The following is a 15,721-nucleotide window of genomic DNA, read 5'->3' on the forward strand; positions in this document are numbered from 1 at the left end:
CCCTCAAATCAAAAAGAAAAACATGGCCAAATCAGCCTTGAAACATGCGCCTCCAGCTTTCGTAAAGCGAACAGTTGCCACGCTGGTCAGGCCAAGAACGCTGATGTTCGCAGCCGCAAGCATCTCACCGATGAAGGCGCAAGAAATCGCTATGTGGTGATCTCAAAAACCAACAGCTGGCGGATCCCGGGTTTCATAGAGTCATCTAGCCGGTGGGAATGGGCGGTCGAGAGACACAGACGGCGCCGCACATCGAATGAAAATCGAGTAGGTTAATCTCTTAGTATTTTGCGCGCTTCACGCATAACCTTCTCTCTTCCCTCACTGGGACTCACTTTCTTTGCGGCTTTTGTAAGCGCTTCCTTTGCTTCCTGTCTCGTCGCGCCGACTACCTGCTTTTGCAACTGCTTAGCAGCGTAATCGAATTCGTACCTCTGCTTGAAAGCAATGAGATTGTCATCTTGCCTTCCCACCTTCTTTTTGTCGTCTGCCATGGTTTAAATCCTCAGATAATATGTGCCGCCTAAGCGAGTTTACCGGCAAGCCGCTCGATACAAAATTATAGAAAAGTATCCAGTCGATCGCTCAATAGGTAGCGTTCTGAATTTCGCCATATCCGGCCCAGCCGGACCATTTCGATCGGGCTTCAGCAAACGGGCTCGGGTTCGAAAAGATAACTTTGGTTGACCTTGCGGAAGCGACCTGCGCGTCCGCCGGTGAAGTGCATACCAGTCACGAGTTCACGGCTTGTAACTGCAGCATCGAGCACGCGAATACGCGTTTTTGCCGCTTGCTCAGGATCGACATCGAGTGCGATGGACCAATCCGGCCGTGAAAATTGCAGCGCAGGTAGGTGGGCGATGTCCGCAGCAATCAGCAACGATTCTCCTTCTGATGTAATGCGATACATGGTGTGGCCCGGGGTATGGCCCGGAGCATGGATTGCTTGAATTCCGGGCAGCACCTCACCTGCGGAGGAAAACGTAGTCGTCCGCCCCGCGTACGGCTGCAGCGCAGCACGGGCAATCGGAAAATACTGCTTGGCGAAGGCAGGGGCCCTGCTCTCTTCGCCTTCATCTATCCAGAATGCATGATCTCTTTCATGCAAGATGACCTCGGCGTTCGGAAAAACTGCCTGGCCATGACTATCGGTAATGCCGCGCACATGATCGCGGTGCAAGTGCGTCAGCAAAATGACGTCGACCGATTCCGGCGCAATACCGGTGCCGACCAAATTGTCGTGCATGCGTCCCGCAGTATCGGCAAGACCGGGACCAAGGCCTGCGTCAACTAGAATTCGGCGGTCGGGAAGATCCACAACAAACGTATTAATCGAAGCCTGCACTGGGCCTTGCGGCAGACCTGCCGCTTCTAGCAGCGGAGCGACCTCTTCTGGGGTTGCCTTTGGCAGCAGCTTCGGATCGATCGCGACATAGCCGTCCGCGATCGCAGTAACCGTGACAGATCCGATACGCCACCGATCCAGAAACGCCCCCTCTGCGGCGGACATCTGCGCTATCCCCGCGGCACTGAAGAAAAAACAGTCGCGAGCAGGTTTCCGGCAAGATCAGACGCCGCCCGACCTTGCAACGTCGGAGCGACACGAAAATAGTCCTTCACGCCCACCAACGTATCGCGCGAACGGGTGCAGAGCTCGTCGATAAGCTTATCGGATTGCGTTTCGAGCTGCGCCGGGGGAACAACATAGCTGACGAGACCAAGCCGCAATGCGGCCTGCGCATCGATTTCATGCATAGAATAAACGAGCCATATCAGCGCCTTTTGCGGCACGCGCGACATCATCGCGGAAATGGCGAGTGTCGGCGGCAGATTCTTTTCCAGTTCCGGCAAGCAGAAGCGGGCGGCCTGCGATGCGATCGTGATATCGCATGACGTTGCAAGCGCACAGCCAAATCCCATGGCGGCTCCTTGCACCGAACAAACTACAGGCTGCGGTGCAGCCGAGATCGCATCGTAAACGTCAAGGATCGGCGTGATCAGGTTGTTACGCATTTGCAGAGCATTGGGTGGCGGGCCGGGAGGCGGCCCCCCACGCGGGTCGCGACCAAGACAGAATTCATGCCCAGTCGTTCGCAAGGCGATCACCTTCGCATCGGATTTGCCCGCGTCCCTGAACGCCGCAGCAAGTTCGCGTAACATAGCAATAGTCAATTGATTGCCGTCCGAAGCGCGGTCGATGGTAATCGTGGCCACAGCATCTTTGCTGGCCAAACGGATAGCGTCCGTCATGAGGGCACCCGTTGCTTGGCGGCTTCTTTCGTCGGCTGTTTCTTAGCGCCGAATGCGCCGTCGTTGGCCAACGCATCGATCCGTTCCTGCTCTAGACCGAGCACAGATTTGAGGACCGCGGATGTATCCGCGCCAAGCTGCGGAGGATATCTATACGCAGGGTCTCCCTCGCCTATGAATTTAAGCGGGTTCCCGGCAACGCGCAGCTTTTCGCCTTTAGGCCCCTGCATCGCGAGCACCATCTTGCGATGAAGAACCTGCGGATCGTTGAGGCTGCGATCCAGCGTGTTCACGATCGCGGCAGGCACTTCCGCCGCAATGAGCGCCTCTACCCATTCCGACGCCGACTTGGTCAGAAATGCCGGCTCCAGAATATTCCACAGCGCATCGCGATTTGCGTAGCGCCGCTCGTTTGTAACGAAACGTTTGTCGGCGGGCAGTTCCGGGTGCCCGAGCACGCCGCAAAGATTGATCCACATTCGTTCCGTGTTCGCAGTGATCGCGATATCCATGCCATCCCCACAGGTGAATGAACGATAGGTCGGGATCGAATCGTGGCCGCTTCCCTGCCGCGCCGGCACATCGCCGGAAGCGAGATAATACGCGGCCTGATAGGATAGCATCGCGATCTGGCAATCGAGCATGCTGACGTCGATCAGCTTCCCCTTTCCTGTGCGGTTCTTTTCTGCCAGCGCCGCGAGGACGCCGATTACGCCATACATCCCGGCGGAGATATCTCCGATCGGAATTCCAGAGCGCACCGGATGGCCATCCTTCTCACCGGTAATCGACATCCCGCCCGACATCGCCTGTACGATCATGTCGTATGCGGGGCGATCGCGGTATGGACCATCCTGTCCGAATCCGGAGATGCTACACCAGATGATCTCAGGCTTTGCGGCTGCAATGTCGGCATAGGAAAGTCCGAGTTTCTCGAGTACACGAGGGCGAAAATTCTCCACCACGACGTCGCAATTCAAGGCCAATTCCCGCGCCAGTTCTCGACCCGTCTTCGACTTGAGATCGATCGCAAGACTCCGCTTGTTGCGATTTATGGAAAGGTAGTAGGCGCTCTCGCTTCCCACAAAATAGGGGGGAAGCCGGCGCGTCATGTCGCCATCGACGGCCTCAATCTTGATCACATCGGCGCCGAGATCACCAAGAATCTGTGTTGCATACGGTCCGGACAGGAACTGCGTGAAATCAAGCACGCGCAATTGCGACAAGGGACCGCAAAACTGAACGTTTTTCATACTCAGACCTTATGCAGATTTTTCCATGCGCGGCGAACCGATGGACTGCGACAGTCGCGTGGCCGTGGAACGCACCAACGCGCCAAGACTCGGATAGTCTTTCGCCTTTATCCTGCTCTCTGGCGTGGTGACGCATATGCTCCCCACCACCTTGCCATCAACGCCGAACACCGGCGCACTAATACCGACCGCACCCTGAATTTTCTGTCCGTGCGTTACGTCGTAACCGCGCTCCCGAATGGTAGCGATATCTCGGTCCAGAGCGCGCCGGGAAGGCAACGCTTCCCCTGAGCCGGGCGCTCGACCTTCCGATTTGTAAATACGATCAACGGTCTCGTTATCGAGGAACGCAAGGATCGCACGTCCACTAGCGCCCCATAGTACCGACATCGGCACGTTCATTGTAACCTGATAACGAAGGGCACGACTAGAATCCACGCGCTCGGCAAAAAAGATCTTGCCCTCGCTCGGCAAATAGACACTGAGGACACAGGTTTCGTCACAGGCATCGACCAATTGGCGAAGCAGCGGTCTGGCAATACTGCGAATGTCGTCTCGCGACTGGATCAATGCGGAAATACGGAACATCTCTGTTCCAACGCGGTAGCGTCTATGCGTGCTATCCTGTTCTATAAGCCCGTCACGTCCCAAAAGATCAAGAAGCCGATGACAAGTGCTCGGCGCAAGCGACAGCGCAAGCGACAGCTCCTTCAGGTTGGCTTCGCCCCGCTCGGCAAAAAATCGCAGCACCTCCACAACCCGCTGCACCGTTCCAAGCGATTCTCCTGGCTGCCGTTTGGTCATGCTACGACTTTCAATTTTTCGTACGCGCCCGCGTCCTTGAGCGCAGCGACTATTCGATCTGGCATCAGCGGGGTCTCGGTGAAATGCACGCCGAATTCCGACAGGGCGTCCTCGATGGCGGCAATGATCGCCGCCGGTGCAGGAATAGTGCCGCCCTCTCCTGCTCCCTTCACGCCGAGCGGATTGAGCGGCGTGGGACTTTCAATGTGCGCAATCTTGCAGGTGGGCACATCGGTCGCCATGGGCAACAGATAATCGGCTAAGGTGATGGTGAGTGGCTGGGCGTTCTCGTCATATTTCATCCACTCAAGCAGCGCATTGCCAATGCCGTGCGCGACACCGCCCTGGACCTGGCCATCCACAATGAGCGGGTTGATGATTGTGCCACTATCGTGCGCGACGGCATAATTCAGGAATTTGACCGCGCCGGTCATCGGATCGACTTCGAGCTCGACCACATGGGTGCCGGAGCAATACGACGCCTGCGGCGGCGTAAAATATGCCGTGTGCTCGAGTCCGGCCGTCTGCCCCGGCGCCAGCGAAAATCCGGGCATGCCCTGCGCAAGGCGGTAGAGATCGCGGAATGAAATCGATGGCTTGTTGCCGCCGCGGCCAAATGCAACACCATCTTCGATCTCAATATCACCTTCTGGCAGTCCCAATGCTTGTGCCGCCAACTTGACAATCTGGGTTCGCACCGTCCCGCCGGCAATCTTGGCGGAAGAACCAGCATTAACGGCCTGGCGACTGGCGAAAGCACCCACGCCCTGCGAGATCGCCGCGGTGTCGCCAATCGTGATGACGATGTCTTCGATCCGGCAGCCGACCTGATCGGCCACGATCTGGGAGATCGTCGTCCGTGTCCCCTGCCCCTGATTCGTGGCACCGGTCGCGACTGCCACTTTGCCGCTCGGGAGCACGCGCACTGTGACGCCCTCATATGGGCCGAGGCCGGTGCCCTCGACATAATTGGCGATACCGAGACCGACGAAACGGCCCTTGGCGAGCAGTGCAGCTTTCCGCTCTTTGAAGGTGTCGTAATTGACGAGGCGCAATGCTTCGCGCTGCGCCTGCGGATAATCGCCGCTGTCATAGATCAACGGCTTGCCATCGCGGAAGGTCAGGCCCACCGAGTAAGGCATTTGCTCCGGTTGGATAAGGTTGCGGAAGCGGACTTCGGCCGGATCGAGGCCGAGTTCGCGAGCGACGCGGTCCATCAACCGCTCCATCGCGAATACCGCCTGGGGACGGCCTGCACCCCGCACGGGGGTCGTTGCGACCTTGTTGGTCAGTACAACCGTAACGTCGAGACCATACGCCGGGATGACATACGGCCCAGGCATCGTCGCACCCGCGATGTAAGGCATAATGATGCCCCAAGGCACGAAGGCACCGGTATCATGAAGAAGCGTGCCGCGTACGCCCTTAATCTTGCCATTGTGGTCAACGCCAATCGCAACCTTCCAGTACTGGTCACGCTCCTGTGTCGCGCAGAGAAAATGCTCGCGCCGATCTTCGATCCATTTAACCGGCCGACGTAGCTTCATCGCCACCGCAGGAATGACGGCTTCCTCGGCGTAGAAGATCGCCTTCGGGCCAAAGCCGCCGCCAACATCGGGAGCAATGAAGCGGATCGATTCCAGATTGCGATCGATCAGATCAGCCAACATCCGACGGCCGATATGCGGCGTTTGCGTTGCCGACCAGACCGTCAGCAGATCTCGCACGGGATCGAAATCACCGACCACCGCGCGCGTCTCCATCGCCATACCGCCACCACGGTGCTGCCAGATGTCTTCTTCGAAGATATGCGTTGCCGAGGCAAATGCCGCATCGACATCTCCATAGCTCTGACGAAACTTCGAAGCGATATTGTTCTGAAGCTCGGAGTGGACGCGCGGGGACCCCGGCTCGGCCGCCTCACGACAGTCGCTCGCGGCCGGCAGCGGCTCGTAATCGACATCGACGAGTGCGGCCGCGTCTTCCGCGATATAGCGACTATCGGCGATGACAACGGCTACGGTCTGGCCGACGTAGCAGACCTCTTCGCGTGCAAGGCAATATTGGGTCAGCTGCGTAGCAATCGCGGGATTAGGGACCAGCATCGGCATGCGATTGCCACTCATCGGAGCCGGCAGATCGTCTGCGACGAACACCGCGTGCACGCCCGGGAGCGCTTTCGCCGCACTCGTATCAATGCCGCGGATAAATGCATGGGCGTGCGGCGAACGCACGAAACAGGCATGCAGCATGGCCGGCAGCTTTACGTCATCGACAAAGCGACCCTTGCCGGAAAGAAGGGCGGGATCCTCAAGGCGTGCGACACGTGCACCGAATAGCTTGACACCCATGATTAGGACCTCGCCTCACCATGCGCACGCCGCGCCGTTTCCAGCGCCGCAGCGACGATCCCGGCATAACCGGTACACCGGCACAGATTTCCGGTCAGGACGTCGCGAACCTGCTCTTCCGAAGGATCGGGATTGTCGCGCAGCAATTCAGTCAGGCTGATCAAGACACCCGGCGTGCAGAAACCGCACTGCAGACCATGGTTGTCCCGCAGCGACTGTTGCAGCGCATTGAGTTCGCCATCCGCCGCTGCAAGGCCTTCAACCGTCGTGATTTCGGCGCCGTCGGCTTGCACTGCGAAGGTCAAGCAGGAACGGCCGGAATGGCCATTGATCAACACCGTGCAGGCGCCGCACACACCGTGTTCGCAGCCGACATGAGTGCCGGTAAGATCGATTTCATGCCGCAGAAAATCCACAAGCGTGAGCCGTGGTTCGACCTCGCGCTCGTACATCTTGCCGTTGATCTTGATGGATACTTTTTTCTTCATCGTGACACACTCAGATCGTGATATTGCAAACGGCCGCCGCATCCCGCAAGGCGCGAGTGAGAAGAACCGCGGCGAGATGGCGACGATAGTCAGATGTCGCATGGATATCGCTGATTGGCTCGAGCGTTCCGAGCGTCGAAATCATCTGATTCACAGATGCTGCATCAAGCGATTTTCCAATCAATGCCGCTTCCGCATCCGTCAGGCGCATCGGCGCAGTGGCGACGCCACACAATGCCAATGAAGCGCGCTTGACCATCTTGTCATCGTTCACATCAAGCAGCACGGCGGCGCCAACGATTGCAAAATCGCCGCGTCGACGAGCAAACTCGTGAAAGCCGTAGCCATGCCCCTTCGGCCAAAGCGGAATCTCTATGGCAGTGACGATCTCGTCTGGTTCAACCACGGTGCTCATGAAGCCACCGCCAAATTCGGAGAATTTCACCTTTCGGGTTCCCCGCTTGCCCGCGATCTCAACGATGGCGTCATAGGCCGCGCAAACAGCAGGCTGCTCCGCAGCCGGATCGGCATGCACGAGACTGCCGCCGATCGTGCCCCGATTGCGCGTTTGACGGTGACCCACATGCTTCAGGGCGACCTGAAGCAGCGGAATATGCTCGGCAACGTCTTTCGAAAATTCGAGGTCGCGCTGCCGCGTCATGGCGCCGATCCGCATCACGCCATTCGCCACCTTGAAGCCGGCCAGCCCCTCGACCTTCGCAAGGTCGACCAGATGATCGACGATCACGTAGCGGAAGTTGAGCATCGGGACGAGCGACTGGCCGCCGGCGAGCACCTTCGCGTTCTCAAGCGAGGCCAGCAATCCAATGGCCTCTTCAAGGGTATGGGGTGCGTGATAGTCGAAAGGTGCTGGTTTCATCGTGAAAAAATGTGGATTGAACAGGCGCCGTGATCGAAACCAGCGATGCCTCCGCCAGTGGCATGCGCAATTCCGACCTTGGCACCTGCGACCTGATGAGCGCCAGCGCGGCCTTCAAGCTGACGGACGATCTCAACCGCTTGCGCTGCGCCGGTGGCACCGACGGGATGGCCGCGCGACAACAGCCCGCCGGATGGATTGACGACAATATCGCCGCCAAGGGATGTCGCTCCACTCGATAGGAGATGATAGGCGCTGCCGCGTTCGCAGAATCCGAATGCTTCGTAATACATCAGTTCTGCAATCGTAAAAGCGTCGTGGATCTCGGCGACATCGGCATCCTTCGGGCCAATGCCCGCCATTTCGTAGGCCTCATGCGCTCCGCGCGCCGTGAGTTCGGCCCAGGTCATGTCGCGATAGCCGTTGGTGTAGATACCGGAAGTCACTTCCGACGCCACGATGCAGACCGGATTGCTGCGGACTTTGCGCGCAACCTCCCCGGACGCGATGACGAGCGCCGCCGCACCATCCCCCATCGGGCAACAATGCCAGAGCGTGAACGGATCTGCGACTGGCCGCGAATTCATCACCTCTTCGAGTGTGACCCGCTTACGAATTTGCGCATTTGGATTGAGCGCGCCGTGGTCATGCGCTTTCACCGAAACCTCAGCGAGCTGCTTCTCCGTCAAACCGTATTCATGCATGTAACGCTTAGCGCGCATCGCGTAGAGCGCCGGCATGATCATGCCCTGATTGACTTCCCAGTCCTCCTTCTCAAGCGGCAGCGTACCGCCGCCGAACTTGGTCAGTTTCTCGACCCCGATCACCAAGGCAATGTCTTTCTGCCCGCTGGCCACCGCCGTCCAAGCCGCGGCGAGTGCAGAAGAACTCGATGAGCAAGCATTCTCGACATTGATGATGGGCATGCCGGTGATACCGAGTGATTTCATCACCCGCTGGCCGGACAGCATACCGCCGAGCGCGGACCCACAATACACCGCCTCGATCGATTTCGGTGGGATTTCAGCTTCGAGCAGCGCCTGCTTCACGGCCGGCCAACCGATTTCGGCCAGCGTCTTGTCGGGATATTTTCCGAACGGAATGAGCCCCGTTCCGATGACACAGACTTCACGCATGGGTGACCTCATCGGCGGATAAAGGTGTAACTCATCAGCGAAGCGCCAGTCGGATCCGTTCCGACAACGCCAACGCCGAGTTTCATTGGCATGTTGATGGCAATCGAATTGAGCGGCACGTCGATATGGGCCAGGACACGGACACCATTGGGTAAGTCGACGTACCCTAGCGCGTAAGGCGTCGTCCAACCCTTGGGGGCCTGATGCACGACGGAGTACGAATAAAGTGTGCCCTCGTCGCCAAGATCCACCGCCTCGATGTCTTCGAACAGGCATGACGTGCAGACCATTGCACTCGGAAAGCTAAATGCGCCGCAATTCTTGCAACGGCCGCCGATCAGATGCGCGCTCCCTGACGCATCGATACGCACAAGGTTGGGGGCGACAAAATGCGGATCGGCGTTTGCCGCATCCGGATTGACCGCCATCTTGCTGACATTACTCATGACTAGCCCTGCTCCTTCCTGCGCGACAACCATCCGCGGATCACCGCGGCGATAATTGAGAAAATCGACAGCGCCTGAGCACGTTGTGGCGCATTCACCACGCCATTCTCGGGCACCGCAACATCACCGGCTAAGGTGCCAATTCTAATTCGAAGGTTGTTGGCAAAATTCTCGATTATCACGCGCGACACGTCTGCGATTACGCCCTGCGCACGGCCATATTGTGCAACTGCACCGGCGAGCGAAAGATCGGTCACAATATCGACCCGCGTCGCTCGCCCTTCTGGAACTAGCACGAACGTCACATCCGCCTGCGCTGAACCCCGACCTTTGTTCTCTGTGCCCGAGGCATTTACACGAACTCTGTGATTGGACTCATCGACTTCGACAAGCTTCGCGCGGCCCTGGAATGCAACCGCGACCGGACCAAGCTTCACTTTCACCTGGCCTTGGTAGTTGCGGTTGTCCTCGACGGCGAGCAGCTCGGCACCCGGCATGCACGGCACGATTGAGGGGATGTCGAGCAGCGTCGACCACGTGGATTCCACCGGTAAATCGACGCGAAATGAATTTTCGAGCTTCAACGTACGCTTCCTTTAATTTCCGTTTATCGGAATTGATTTTTATTGATTGGAAATCATCGCCGTGGCATCGTCAAGGCCGTTCGCAAAAAAAATCGCGTCACTCGGACAAGACGCGCCATTGACAAGATCGAGCGACGGGGAGGTTTCAGGAATGACAATCAACCAAAGCGCAGCTGCGTCTAGCGAGAGGCAACCGATTAGCGTGCAGTGGCTCGCACTGATATCCGGCTTCCTTGGCTGGATGTTCGACTCGATGGACCTCAACCTGTTCACGCTCGTACTTTTTCCGAGCGTGGCAGAACTCACAGGCTCCACGAACCCTGCCCAGGTGGCGCAATACGGCGGCTACATCGTCGCCATCAAGCTGTTCTGCTGGGGTATTGGCGGCATCTTTTTCGGCGTAGTCGCAGACCGTATCGGCCGTACTCGTACGATGGTGATCACCATCCTGATCTATTCGGTCTTCACAGGTCTGAGCGGACTCGCGCAATCCTGGACCCAGCTCGCCGTGTTGCAGGCCATCGCCGGCTTCGGAATAGGTGGTGAATGGGCAGCAGGGGCCGCACTGATTGCGGAGACCTGGCCGGAAAAGAGCCGCGCGCGCGCCATGCAGGTGATGCAGATGGCCTTTGCCTTCGGTTTTTTCCTGGCCGCGCTCGACAATCTTTTGCTCGGACCGATCAGCTGGCGCTGGGTGCTTGCGGCTGGTGCGCTTCCAGCCCTGATTGCTCTCGCCGTTCGCTGGTTCGTGTCGGAACCGGAGCGATGGGTCCGTATCCGCCAGGACAAGACCGTCGCTTCGATGACGGCGATGCAGACCTTCTCGGCCATCTTCTCGCCAGAGCTGCGGCGCCGCACGATCGTGGGCTTCCTTATCTCAGCGGCCATGATGATCGGCAGCTGGGGCGGCCTTACACTGCTGCCGAGCTGGATCCAGCAACTCGTTCGCGCCTCTGGAGGCGGAGCGGCCATGGGCGTGCAGACCATCAGCTACGCTTTTATGCTGATGATGGTCGGCGCTGTTCTTGGATACGCCTCGCTCATCTTCCTGTGCGATGCGGTTGGCCGACGTATGTCCTACTTCATATTTGCAACCGGTAGTTTGCTGGTCTCTCTCTACCTGTTCACGCGGGTGACAGATCTCGGCACGCTGTTGTGGTTCATGCCGGTGTTTGGCTACTTCATCATCGGTGGCTACGGAACGTTCGCGGCCTACCTGCCAGAATTGTTTCCGACCCGGGTACGAGCAAGCGGACAGGGCTTCTGCTGGAACGCAGCGCGCTGTGTGACCGCCATCGGTCCGCTTATCGGCGGCGTTCTGGTCGGCACATTCGGCTCCTTCCCTGCTGCAGCCGCCTCGACAGCGGTGTTCTATATCGTCGGCATGATTGCGATCTGGTTCGGGCCGGAGACCAAAGGCGTTCAGCTCAGCGATTAGTACGCTTCACTCATGCAGTCACATTGCGTCTTTTACGAGAAGACCGGACCAGCGCGTGACGTGCTGGTCCTCGGTGAGATGGAGCCGCGTGCGCCCGAGCCGGACGAAGTCCTCGTCCGGCTCCGCTTTTCGGGGGTCAACCCGGCCGATGTGAAGGCGCGGGGCGGCGCGCCTGGTCGGACCATGCCGTTCAAGCGCATCGTGCCACATCACGACGGGGCCGGGATCGTTGAAGATGTCGGGGCAAATGTCGACCGCGCTTTGATTGGGCAGCCGGTTTGGCTCTTCAGCGCACAATATCAGCGCCCTTTCGGCACGGCGTCGCAATATATCACCATTGACCGAACCAATGTCGTAATGCTGCCGTACAATGTGCCGCTAAAGATCGGAGCGTGCCTCGGCATTCCTGTGATGACGGCTTGGCACGCAGTCCTGAACGGACCACCCATCGCCGGCCGAAAGGTTCTCGTCACAGGCGGAGCAGGCGCCGTCGGTCATTATGCCGTTCAGTTGGCGCGCAGGCATGGGGCATTTGTCATCGCAACGGTCAGTTCCGACGACAAGGCACGCGAAGCGAAAGATGCCGGCGCGCATGTAACAATCAATTACCGCGATGCTGACGCCATCGAACATGCTATGCAAGCGACCGGTGGTCACGGTGCAGATGTGATAGTTGACGTCGACACCACCGTTAACGCGGAGTTCATCGCCAAGATAATTGCCCAGGACGGGCATCTGGCCAGCTATGGGTCAAGCCTGCTCACTGCGCAAATTCCTGTTCGCGACTTTCGACTGCGCTGTGCGACCATGCGCTTCATGACGCTCTACCATCTTTCCAACGAGACGCTTCGGGCCATCGCAGCAGGTATCAACGCAATCCTCGAGACTGATGGTCTTTTGCATCGCATTGCGAAAGAATTTCCATTGTCTGAGACCGCGGCCGCCCATGAGGCTATAGAATGCGGAAGGATCAGCGGCAAAGCCCTGATTCGTATTGACTAATTTGATTGCGCCCGCGCAATAGGGATCCGGCATTTATGGACGCCCCCGGAGAACCGATGACGAATCACAAGCAGGATCCAATAGAAAACTCTAGGAGAGATCTTCGACAAAGGCCTCGCACTGCACCGCGAGGTGCTCGGCACCGAATATGTCATCATCCCGGGCCCTTCGTAATGTCGACAAGGATGACGTTGTGATCTCCGCCTTCCTCGACCTCCCTGCGGATGACGGTAGTCGAATAGACCGCGCCATTGCCCGACACCTCCGACCATTCAAATTCGGACGATCCGCAATGCGGACACAGAACGCGCGGGTAGAACCAAAACGATCCGTCGGCCAGACAGCGCTGCAGCATGAACCGGCCTTCGCTGAGAAAGGCAGAAAATTGCTGGTCGGGGCAACATGGCGATGCCCCGACCGCAAACTCTCGAGGAGCTTCGCAACGAGATCGGTGAATCCTGCGCGCTGGCCGTTCTCGACGGGACTGACATTGTCTATGTCCTGCGCTTGCCAGCACGCCGGATCCTGACCACGAATCTTGGCATCGGAAGCCGGCTGCCGGCGCACGTTGTTTCGCTGGGACGTGTTCTCCTCGCCGGGCTGTCAAAAGGGGAGCGCGATATTCAGCTGTCGAAAATCAAATTCCCCCGCCTGACCCCGCGCACGATCGTTGATCGAAGCGTTCTGGAGAAGGAACTCGAGCGTGTGGCCGCGCAAGGCTACGCCTGGATCGACGGTGAGCTTGATCCTTCCATTTGCGGCTGTGCCGTTAAGGGACAACAGCCGTTCGGTCGTAGCCGCCATCAGCGTGAGTTTGATTTCCGGAACGATCGACGAGGCGACGGCAAAGGAACGATACTTCATCCTATTGAAACGCGCTGCGGAAGAGATTCGCGCGCAAACGTCTGCGCATTAATGTCCATTATACGAGCAGTCATTCAACTTGATAAAAAAGAGTCAAAACGTATCCAGTCACTACTCGCTACAAAATGTGTCAATTGTATCGAGTAATGTTCTACGAGCCTGATACGAGAGATGTATTTTGTATCGAGTGGATAGAAGCACCTCCGGCACGAATGTGCCGGAGGCTTATTTCGTCTTATTCGTCTCGTTCCAAATACTGTACGGTTTCTTCAAAGACGCCTCGTAAAAACTTGGTCACACGTTTAACTGTTTTATCACTATCGGGATTAGATTTTTCGCTTTGCACGTTGCGCCGCATTCTATCGAAGGCTCGATCAAAAAATTGCTCGGCTCTCGTTCTTGAACGAGACGTCTCTCCACCTAATATTCCAATCTCATAAAGCGTTTCCCCTAGGATTGCTTCAAGGGCATCAAATCTTGCGAATATATTAGCGTGAAGATCCTGCTCCAGTTTCAACTTTTTCATATTCAATCCTTTAGCAGCGCGATTTCAGTCGCGCACTCATCCAGCATCTTGCTGTAATCGTCTTCTTTACAAGTTTGCGAAATATGGACGCTCGGCCGCTAAGCGGCCCTAGACCCCAGGCAAGCACAGCGATTGATACCGCCTTTGCGACGGATATATGCACTGGATAACTCTGAGGGCTTTTTGTTTTCGTTCGCGTATTGCAAAGCCCGCCCCCACTTATGGCGGGTCCGCCTATCCACAAGCACAGGATCCGAAGTGCAGGCGATAACCATCGAAAACACATTCTCGGATAATGGGATATCCAACTCGGTTAGCCGAATTGCGCGTTCGCAGTTCTGAAGCGGTCTAGACACTGCCCTCCACAAAGCGACCAGCTTCCAAACCGCGTCAAGATAGCGATAGATCGCAGCACGCCCTCGTTGAGACACCACCTCATCCCAAACACCGCGAACTCTTTGGAGTTCAGCCCACAGAGATCTATCGGAGTAGGTCAGTATGGGCCTTCCGGATACTTCAAACCTCTCGAACTCCAGAAGCTCTTCGCCAGCCGGCTTCATGTGGCACACAGCTAACATTCTGAAAGATCAGCGACGGCATCCGCCGCCTGATCTCGCAGATGACGCTTTATTGCGGGTGTTGATCGCCAAACCAAGGCGTTCCCTTCTAGGCAGAGCATAGCGTTTCCGCTCTGGTGCATTTTGCGCAATCTGGCGGCTAGTCGCCCATCAATCACCCTCTTGCTCTGCCAGCCGCCTGCCCAACCGAGCAGATCCGCTTCAACAAACACTCTCATGGAGACTCCTTCGGTACACGAGTTCTCATGAGCGAAATTAGCTTTCTACATACAGCATCGTTTGCGCCTCAGGCGACGCAACTTCGGGTTTTGACGCGCCAAACGCGGACTTACCCGTATGCCTGATGCACCGCGTTTCGCTAATTTAGATCGTAGAAGCAAAAGTCCGTCGGAGAAGCCGCAGACAATAGCCGCTACCTAATACGGAGGATTCAATGCGGAACAACTCGCTTCGCAATTGCAAAAACTATGTCAATTTGGAAAGCGGTTCACGGATCGAAAAAAAAGATCTGATCGAAGCTTACTCAGATCTTCTCGTCGGCCTCGAGAAGCCTCACTGGCAACTTTATCTAGTTACCTTGAGCTTCAACCAAATGGGAGGGAATCGGGAGCGTCGCAAGGAAACAATGCGAACTGAGACCATAAATATGTTCAATAAATTGCTGACGAGGTTCTTCCGTAGGCCCCGCTCGGATAGCGTCAAGGGGTGGCTGCCAGTAGGGGTATTTATGTTCGACATGCCGGTTCGGAAAACAAACAAAAGGCGAAGGAATGTAACCTCACAAGTGCTGGTGAATGATGGGCTACACGTGCATGGGATTATTGCGGCTCATCCTTTTGGACGCATTCAAATGTCGCTAGAGAAGTATTTCATCCAACACCAGAATGTATTTCGGACGCAAAACCTCAGCGAAGTTGACGTTCGACAAATTCAAGAAAGCTCGAGAAAAGCAGCAGGATATGCCGTGAAGGGCTTAAAGCGTTTCGATATGTCCGCCGACGACATGCTCATATTACCTCGTGACTGATGTCGGCGTGGAGTATTTCGTTCGACGGCGCAGTTAAGCCGCGATGTTCCGTGGACGTGTAAACGCGTGCTTTTGGCCGGACGGTCCGCCACAC

16 protein-coding genes and 1 pseudogene are annotated in these 15,721 nt (G+C 57.1%); 4 read left to right on the forward strand and 13 right to left on the reverse strand.

Going from position 1 to position 15,721, the window contains the following annotated elements; translation table 11 throughout:
* Positions 1-272: 272 nt before the first annotated feature.
* From RO009_04115 to RO009_04165, 11 genes are all read right to left on the reverse strand, one after another.
* Entirely contained in the window at positions 273-494 is a 222-nt protein-coding gene (locus RO009_04115) for a hypothetical protein (protein ID MDT3684213.1), read from the reverse strand.
* A 152-nt stretch (positions 495-646) separates the two neighbouring features.
* Positions 647-1,510: an MBL fold metallo-hydrolase gene (locus RO009_04120; GenBank protein ID MDT3684214.1), complete on the reverse strand. Its 864-nt coding sequence runs from the start codon at positions 1,508-1,510 to the stop codon at positions 647-649.
* A gap of 5 nt (positions 1,511-1,515) precedes the next feature.
* The gene (locus RO009_04125; protein MDT3684215.1) at positions 1,516-2,250 is read right to left on the reverse strand and encodes an enoyl-CoA hydratase/isomerase family protein; all 735 of its coding nucleotides are present in this window, start codon (positions 2,248-2,250) and stop codon (positions 1,516-1,518) included.
* Positions 2,247-3,503, reverse strand: coding sequence for a CoA transferase (locus RO009_04130; protein ID MDT3684216.1), 1,257 nt, complete (start codon positions 3,501-3,503; stop codon positions 2,247-2,249). The genes RO009_04125 and RO009_04130 overlap by 4 nt, the downstream gene beginning before the upstream one ends.
* 9 nt (positions 3,504-3,512) lie before the next feature.
* Entirely contained in the window at positions 3,513-4,307 is a 795-nt protein-coding gene (locus RO009_04135) for an IclR family transcriptional regulator (protein ID MDT3684217.1), read from the reverse strand.
* The gene (locus RO009_04140) at positions 4,304-6,658 is read right to left on the reverse strand and encodes a xanthine dehydrogenase family protein molybdopterin-binding subunit (protein MDT3684218.1); all 2,355 of its coding nucleotides are present in this window, start codon (positions 6,656-6,658) and stop codon (positions 4,304-4,306) included. Before RO009_04140 ends, RO009_04135 begins: the two co-directional genes overlap by 4 nt.
* Before the next feature lie 2 nt (positions 6,659-6,660).
* The gene (locus tag RO009_04145; GenBank protein MDT3684219.1) at positions 6,661-7,146 is read right to left on the reverse strand and encodes a (2Fe-2S)-binding protein; all 486 of its coding nucleotides are present in this window, start codon (positions 7,144-7,146) and stop codon (positions 6,661-6,663) included.
* A 10-nt stretch (positions 7,147-7,156) separates the two neighbouring features.
* Positions 7,157-8,026, reverse strand: a complete 870-nt coding sequence (locus RO009_04150) for a xanthine dehydrogenase family protein subunit M (protein MDT3684220.1) — start codon at positions 8,024-8,026, stop codon at positions 7,157-7,159.
* The gene (locus RO009_04155; GenBank protein ID MDT3684221.1) at positions 8,023-9,162 is read right to left on the reverse strand and encodes a thiolase family protein; all 1,140 of its coding nucleotides are present in this window, start codon (positions 9,160-9,162) and stop codon (positions 8,023-8,025) included. Before RO009_04155 ends, RO009_04150 begins: the two co-directional genes overlap by 4 nt.
* Positions 9,163-9,170: 8 nt before the next feature.
* Positions 9,171-9,641, reverse strand: coding sequence for an OB-fold domain-containing protein (locus RO009_04160; GenBank protein MDT3684222.1), 471 nt, complete (start codon positions 9,639-9,641; stop codon positions 9,171-9,173).
* Positions 9,611-10,192 carry an SRPBCC family protein gene (locus RO009_04165; protein MDT3684223.1) on the reverse strand — a complete coding sequence of 194 codons (582 nt, stop codon included), beginning with the start codon at positions 10,190-10,192 and terminating at the stop codon, positions 9,611-9,613. The genes RO009_04160 and RO009_04165 overlap by 31 nt, the downstream gene beginning before the upstream one ends.
* A gap of 46 nt (positions 10,193-10,238) precedes the next feature.
* Between RO009_04165 and RO009_04170 the strand changes: the two genes are divergently transcribed.
* On the forward strand, positions 10,239-11,630 hold the full coding sequence (locus RO009_04170) for an MFS transporter (GenBank protein ID MDT3684224.1): 1,392 nt from the start codon (positions 10,239-10,241) through the stop codon (positions 11,628-11,630).
* A gap of 12 nt (positions 11,631-11,642) precedes the next feature.
* On the forward strand, positions 11,643-12,632 hold the full coding sequence (locus tag RO009_04175) for an NADPH:quinone reductase (GenBank protein ID MDT3684225.1): 990 nt from the start codon (positions 11,643-11,645) through the stop codon (positions 12,630-12,632).
* Positions 12,633-12,786: 154 nt separating this feature from the next.
* Here RO009_04175 and RO009_04180 read toward each other — a convergent pair whose 3' ends face one another.
* Positions 12,787-13,149, reverse strand: coding sequence for a zinc ribbon domain-containing protein (locus RO009_04180; protein MDT3684226.1), 363 nt, complete (start codon positions 13,147-13,149; stop codon positions 12,787-12,789).
* Here RO009_04180 and RO009_04185 point away from each other — a divergent pair.
* Positions 13,041-13,548 (forward strand): annotated as a pseudogene (locus RO009_04185) (IclR family transcriptional regulator C-terminal domain-containing protein). The gene RO009_04180 and the pseudogene RO009_04185 overlap by 109 nt on opposite strands.
* Positions 13,549-13,731: 183 nt before the next feature.
* Here RO009_04185 and RO009_04190 read toward each other — a convergent pair.
* Positions 13,732-14,022, reverse strand: coding sequence for a hypothetical protein (locus tag RO009_04190; protein ID MDT3684227.1), 291 nt, complete (start codon positions 14,020-14,022; stop codon positions 13,732-13,734).
* 1,011 nt (positions 14,023-15,033) lie between these two features.
* Here RO009_04190 and RO009_04195 point away from each other — a divergent pair.
* On the forward strand, positions 15,034-15,627 hold the full coding sequence (locus tag RO009_04195; GenBank protein MDT3684228.1) for a hypothetical protein: 594 nt from the start codon (positions 15,034-15,036) through the stop codon (positions 15,625-15,627).
* Positions 15,628-15,721: the final 94 nt, after the last annotated feature.

It is taken from the genome of Pseudorhodoplanes sp. (assembly GCA_032027085.1).
Taxonomy (GTDB): domain Bacteria; phylum Pseudomonadota; class Alphaproteobacteria; order Rhizobiales; family Xanthobacteraceae; genus Pseudorhodoplanes.

Bases quoted from the DNA above. Each gene is read 5' to 3' on its own strand.
- RO009_04175 (MDT3684225.1), top strand. From the start codon at position 11,643: ATGCAGTCACATTGCGTCTTTTACGAGAAGACCGGACCAGCGCGTGAC.
- RO009_04160 (MDT3684222.1), bottom strand. From the start codon at position 9,641: ATGGTTGTCGCGCAGGAAGGAGCAGGGCTAGTCATGAGTAATGTCAGC.
- RO009_04145 (MDT3684219.1), bottom strand. From the start codon at position 7,146: ATGAAGAAAAAAGTATCCATCAAGATCAACGGCAAGATGTACGAGCGC.
- RO009_04155 (MDT3684221.1), bottom strand. From the start codon at position 9,162: ATGCGTGAAGTCTGTGTCATCGGAACGGGGCTCATTCCGTTCGGAAAA.
- RO009_04140 (MDT3684218.1), bottom strand. From the start codon at position 6,658: ATGGGTGTCAAGCTATTCGGTGCACGTGTCGCACGCCTTGAGGATCCC.
- RO009_04150 (MDT3684220.1), bottom strand. From the start codon at position 8,026: ATGAAACCAGCACCTTTCGACTATCACGCACCCCATACCCTTGAAGAG.
- RO009_04120 (MDT3684214.1), bottom strand. From the start codon at position 1,510: ATGTCCGCCGCAGAGGGGGCGTTTCTGGATCGGTGGCGTATCGGATCT.
- RO009_04195 (MDT3684228.1), top strand. From the start codon at position 15,034: ATGCGGAACAACTCGCTTCGCAATTGCAAAAACTATGTCAATTTGGAA.
- RO009_04135 (MDT3684217.1), bottom strand. From the start codon at position 4,307: ATGACCAAACGGCAGCCAGGAGAATCGCTTGGAACGGTGCAGCGGGTT.
- RO009_04115 (MDT3684213.1), bottom strand. From the start codon at position 494: ATGGCAGACGACAAAAAGAAGGTGGGAAGGCAAGATGACAATCTCATT.
- RO009_04190 (MDT3684227.1), bottom strand. From the start codon at position 14,022: ATGAAAAAGTTGAAACTGGAGCAGGATCTTCACGCTAATATATTCGCA.
- RO009_04130 (MDT3684216.1), bottom strand. From the start codon at position 3,503: ATGAAAAACGTTCAGTTTTGCGGTCCCTTGTCGCAATTGCGCGTGCTT.
- RO009_04125 (MDT3684215.1), bottom strand. From the start codon at position 2,250: ATGACGGACGCTATCCGTTTGGCCAGCAAAGATGCTGTGGCCACGATT.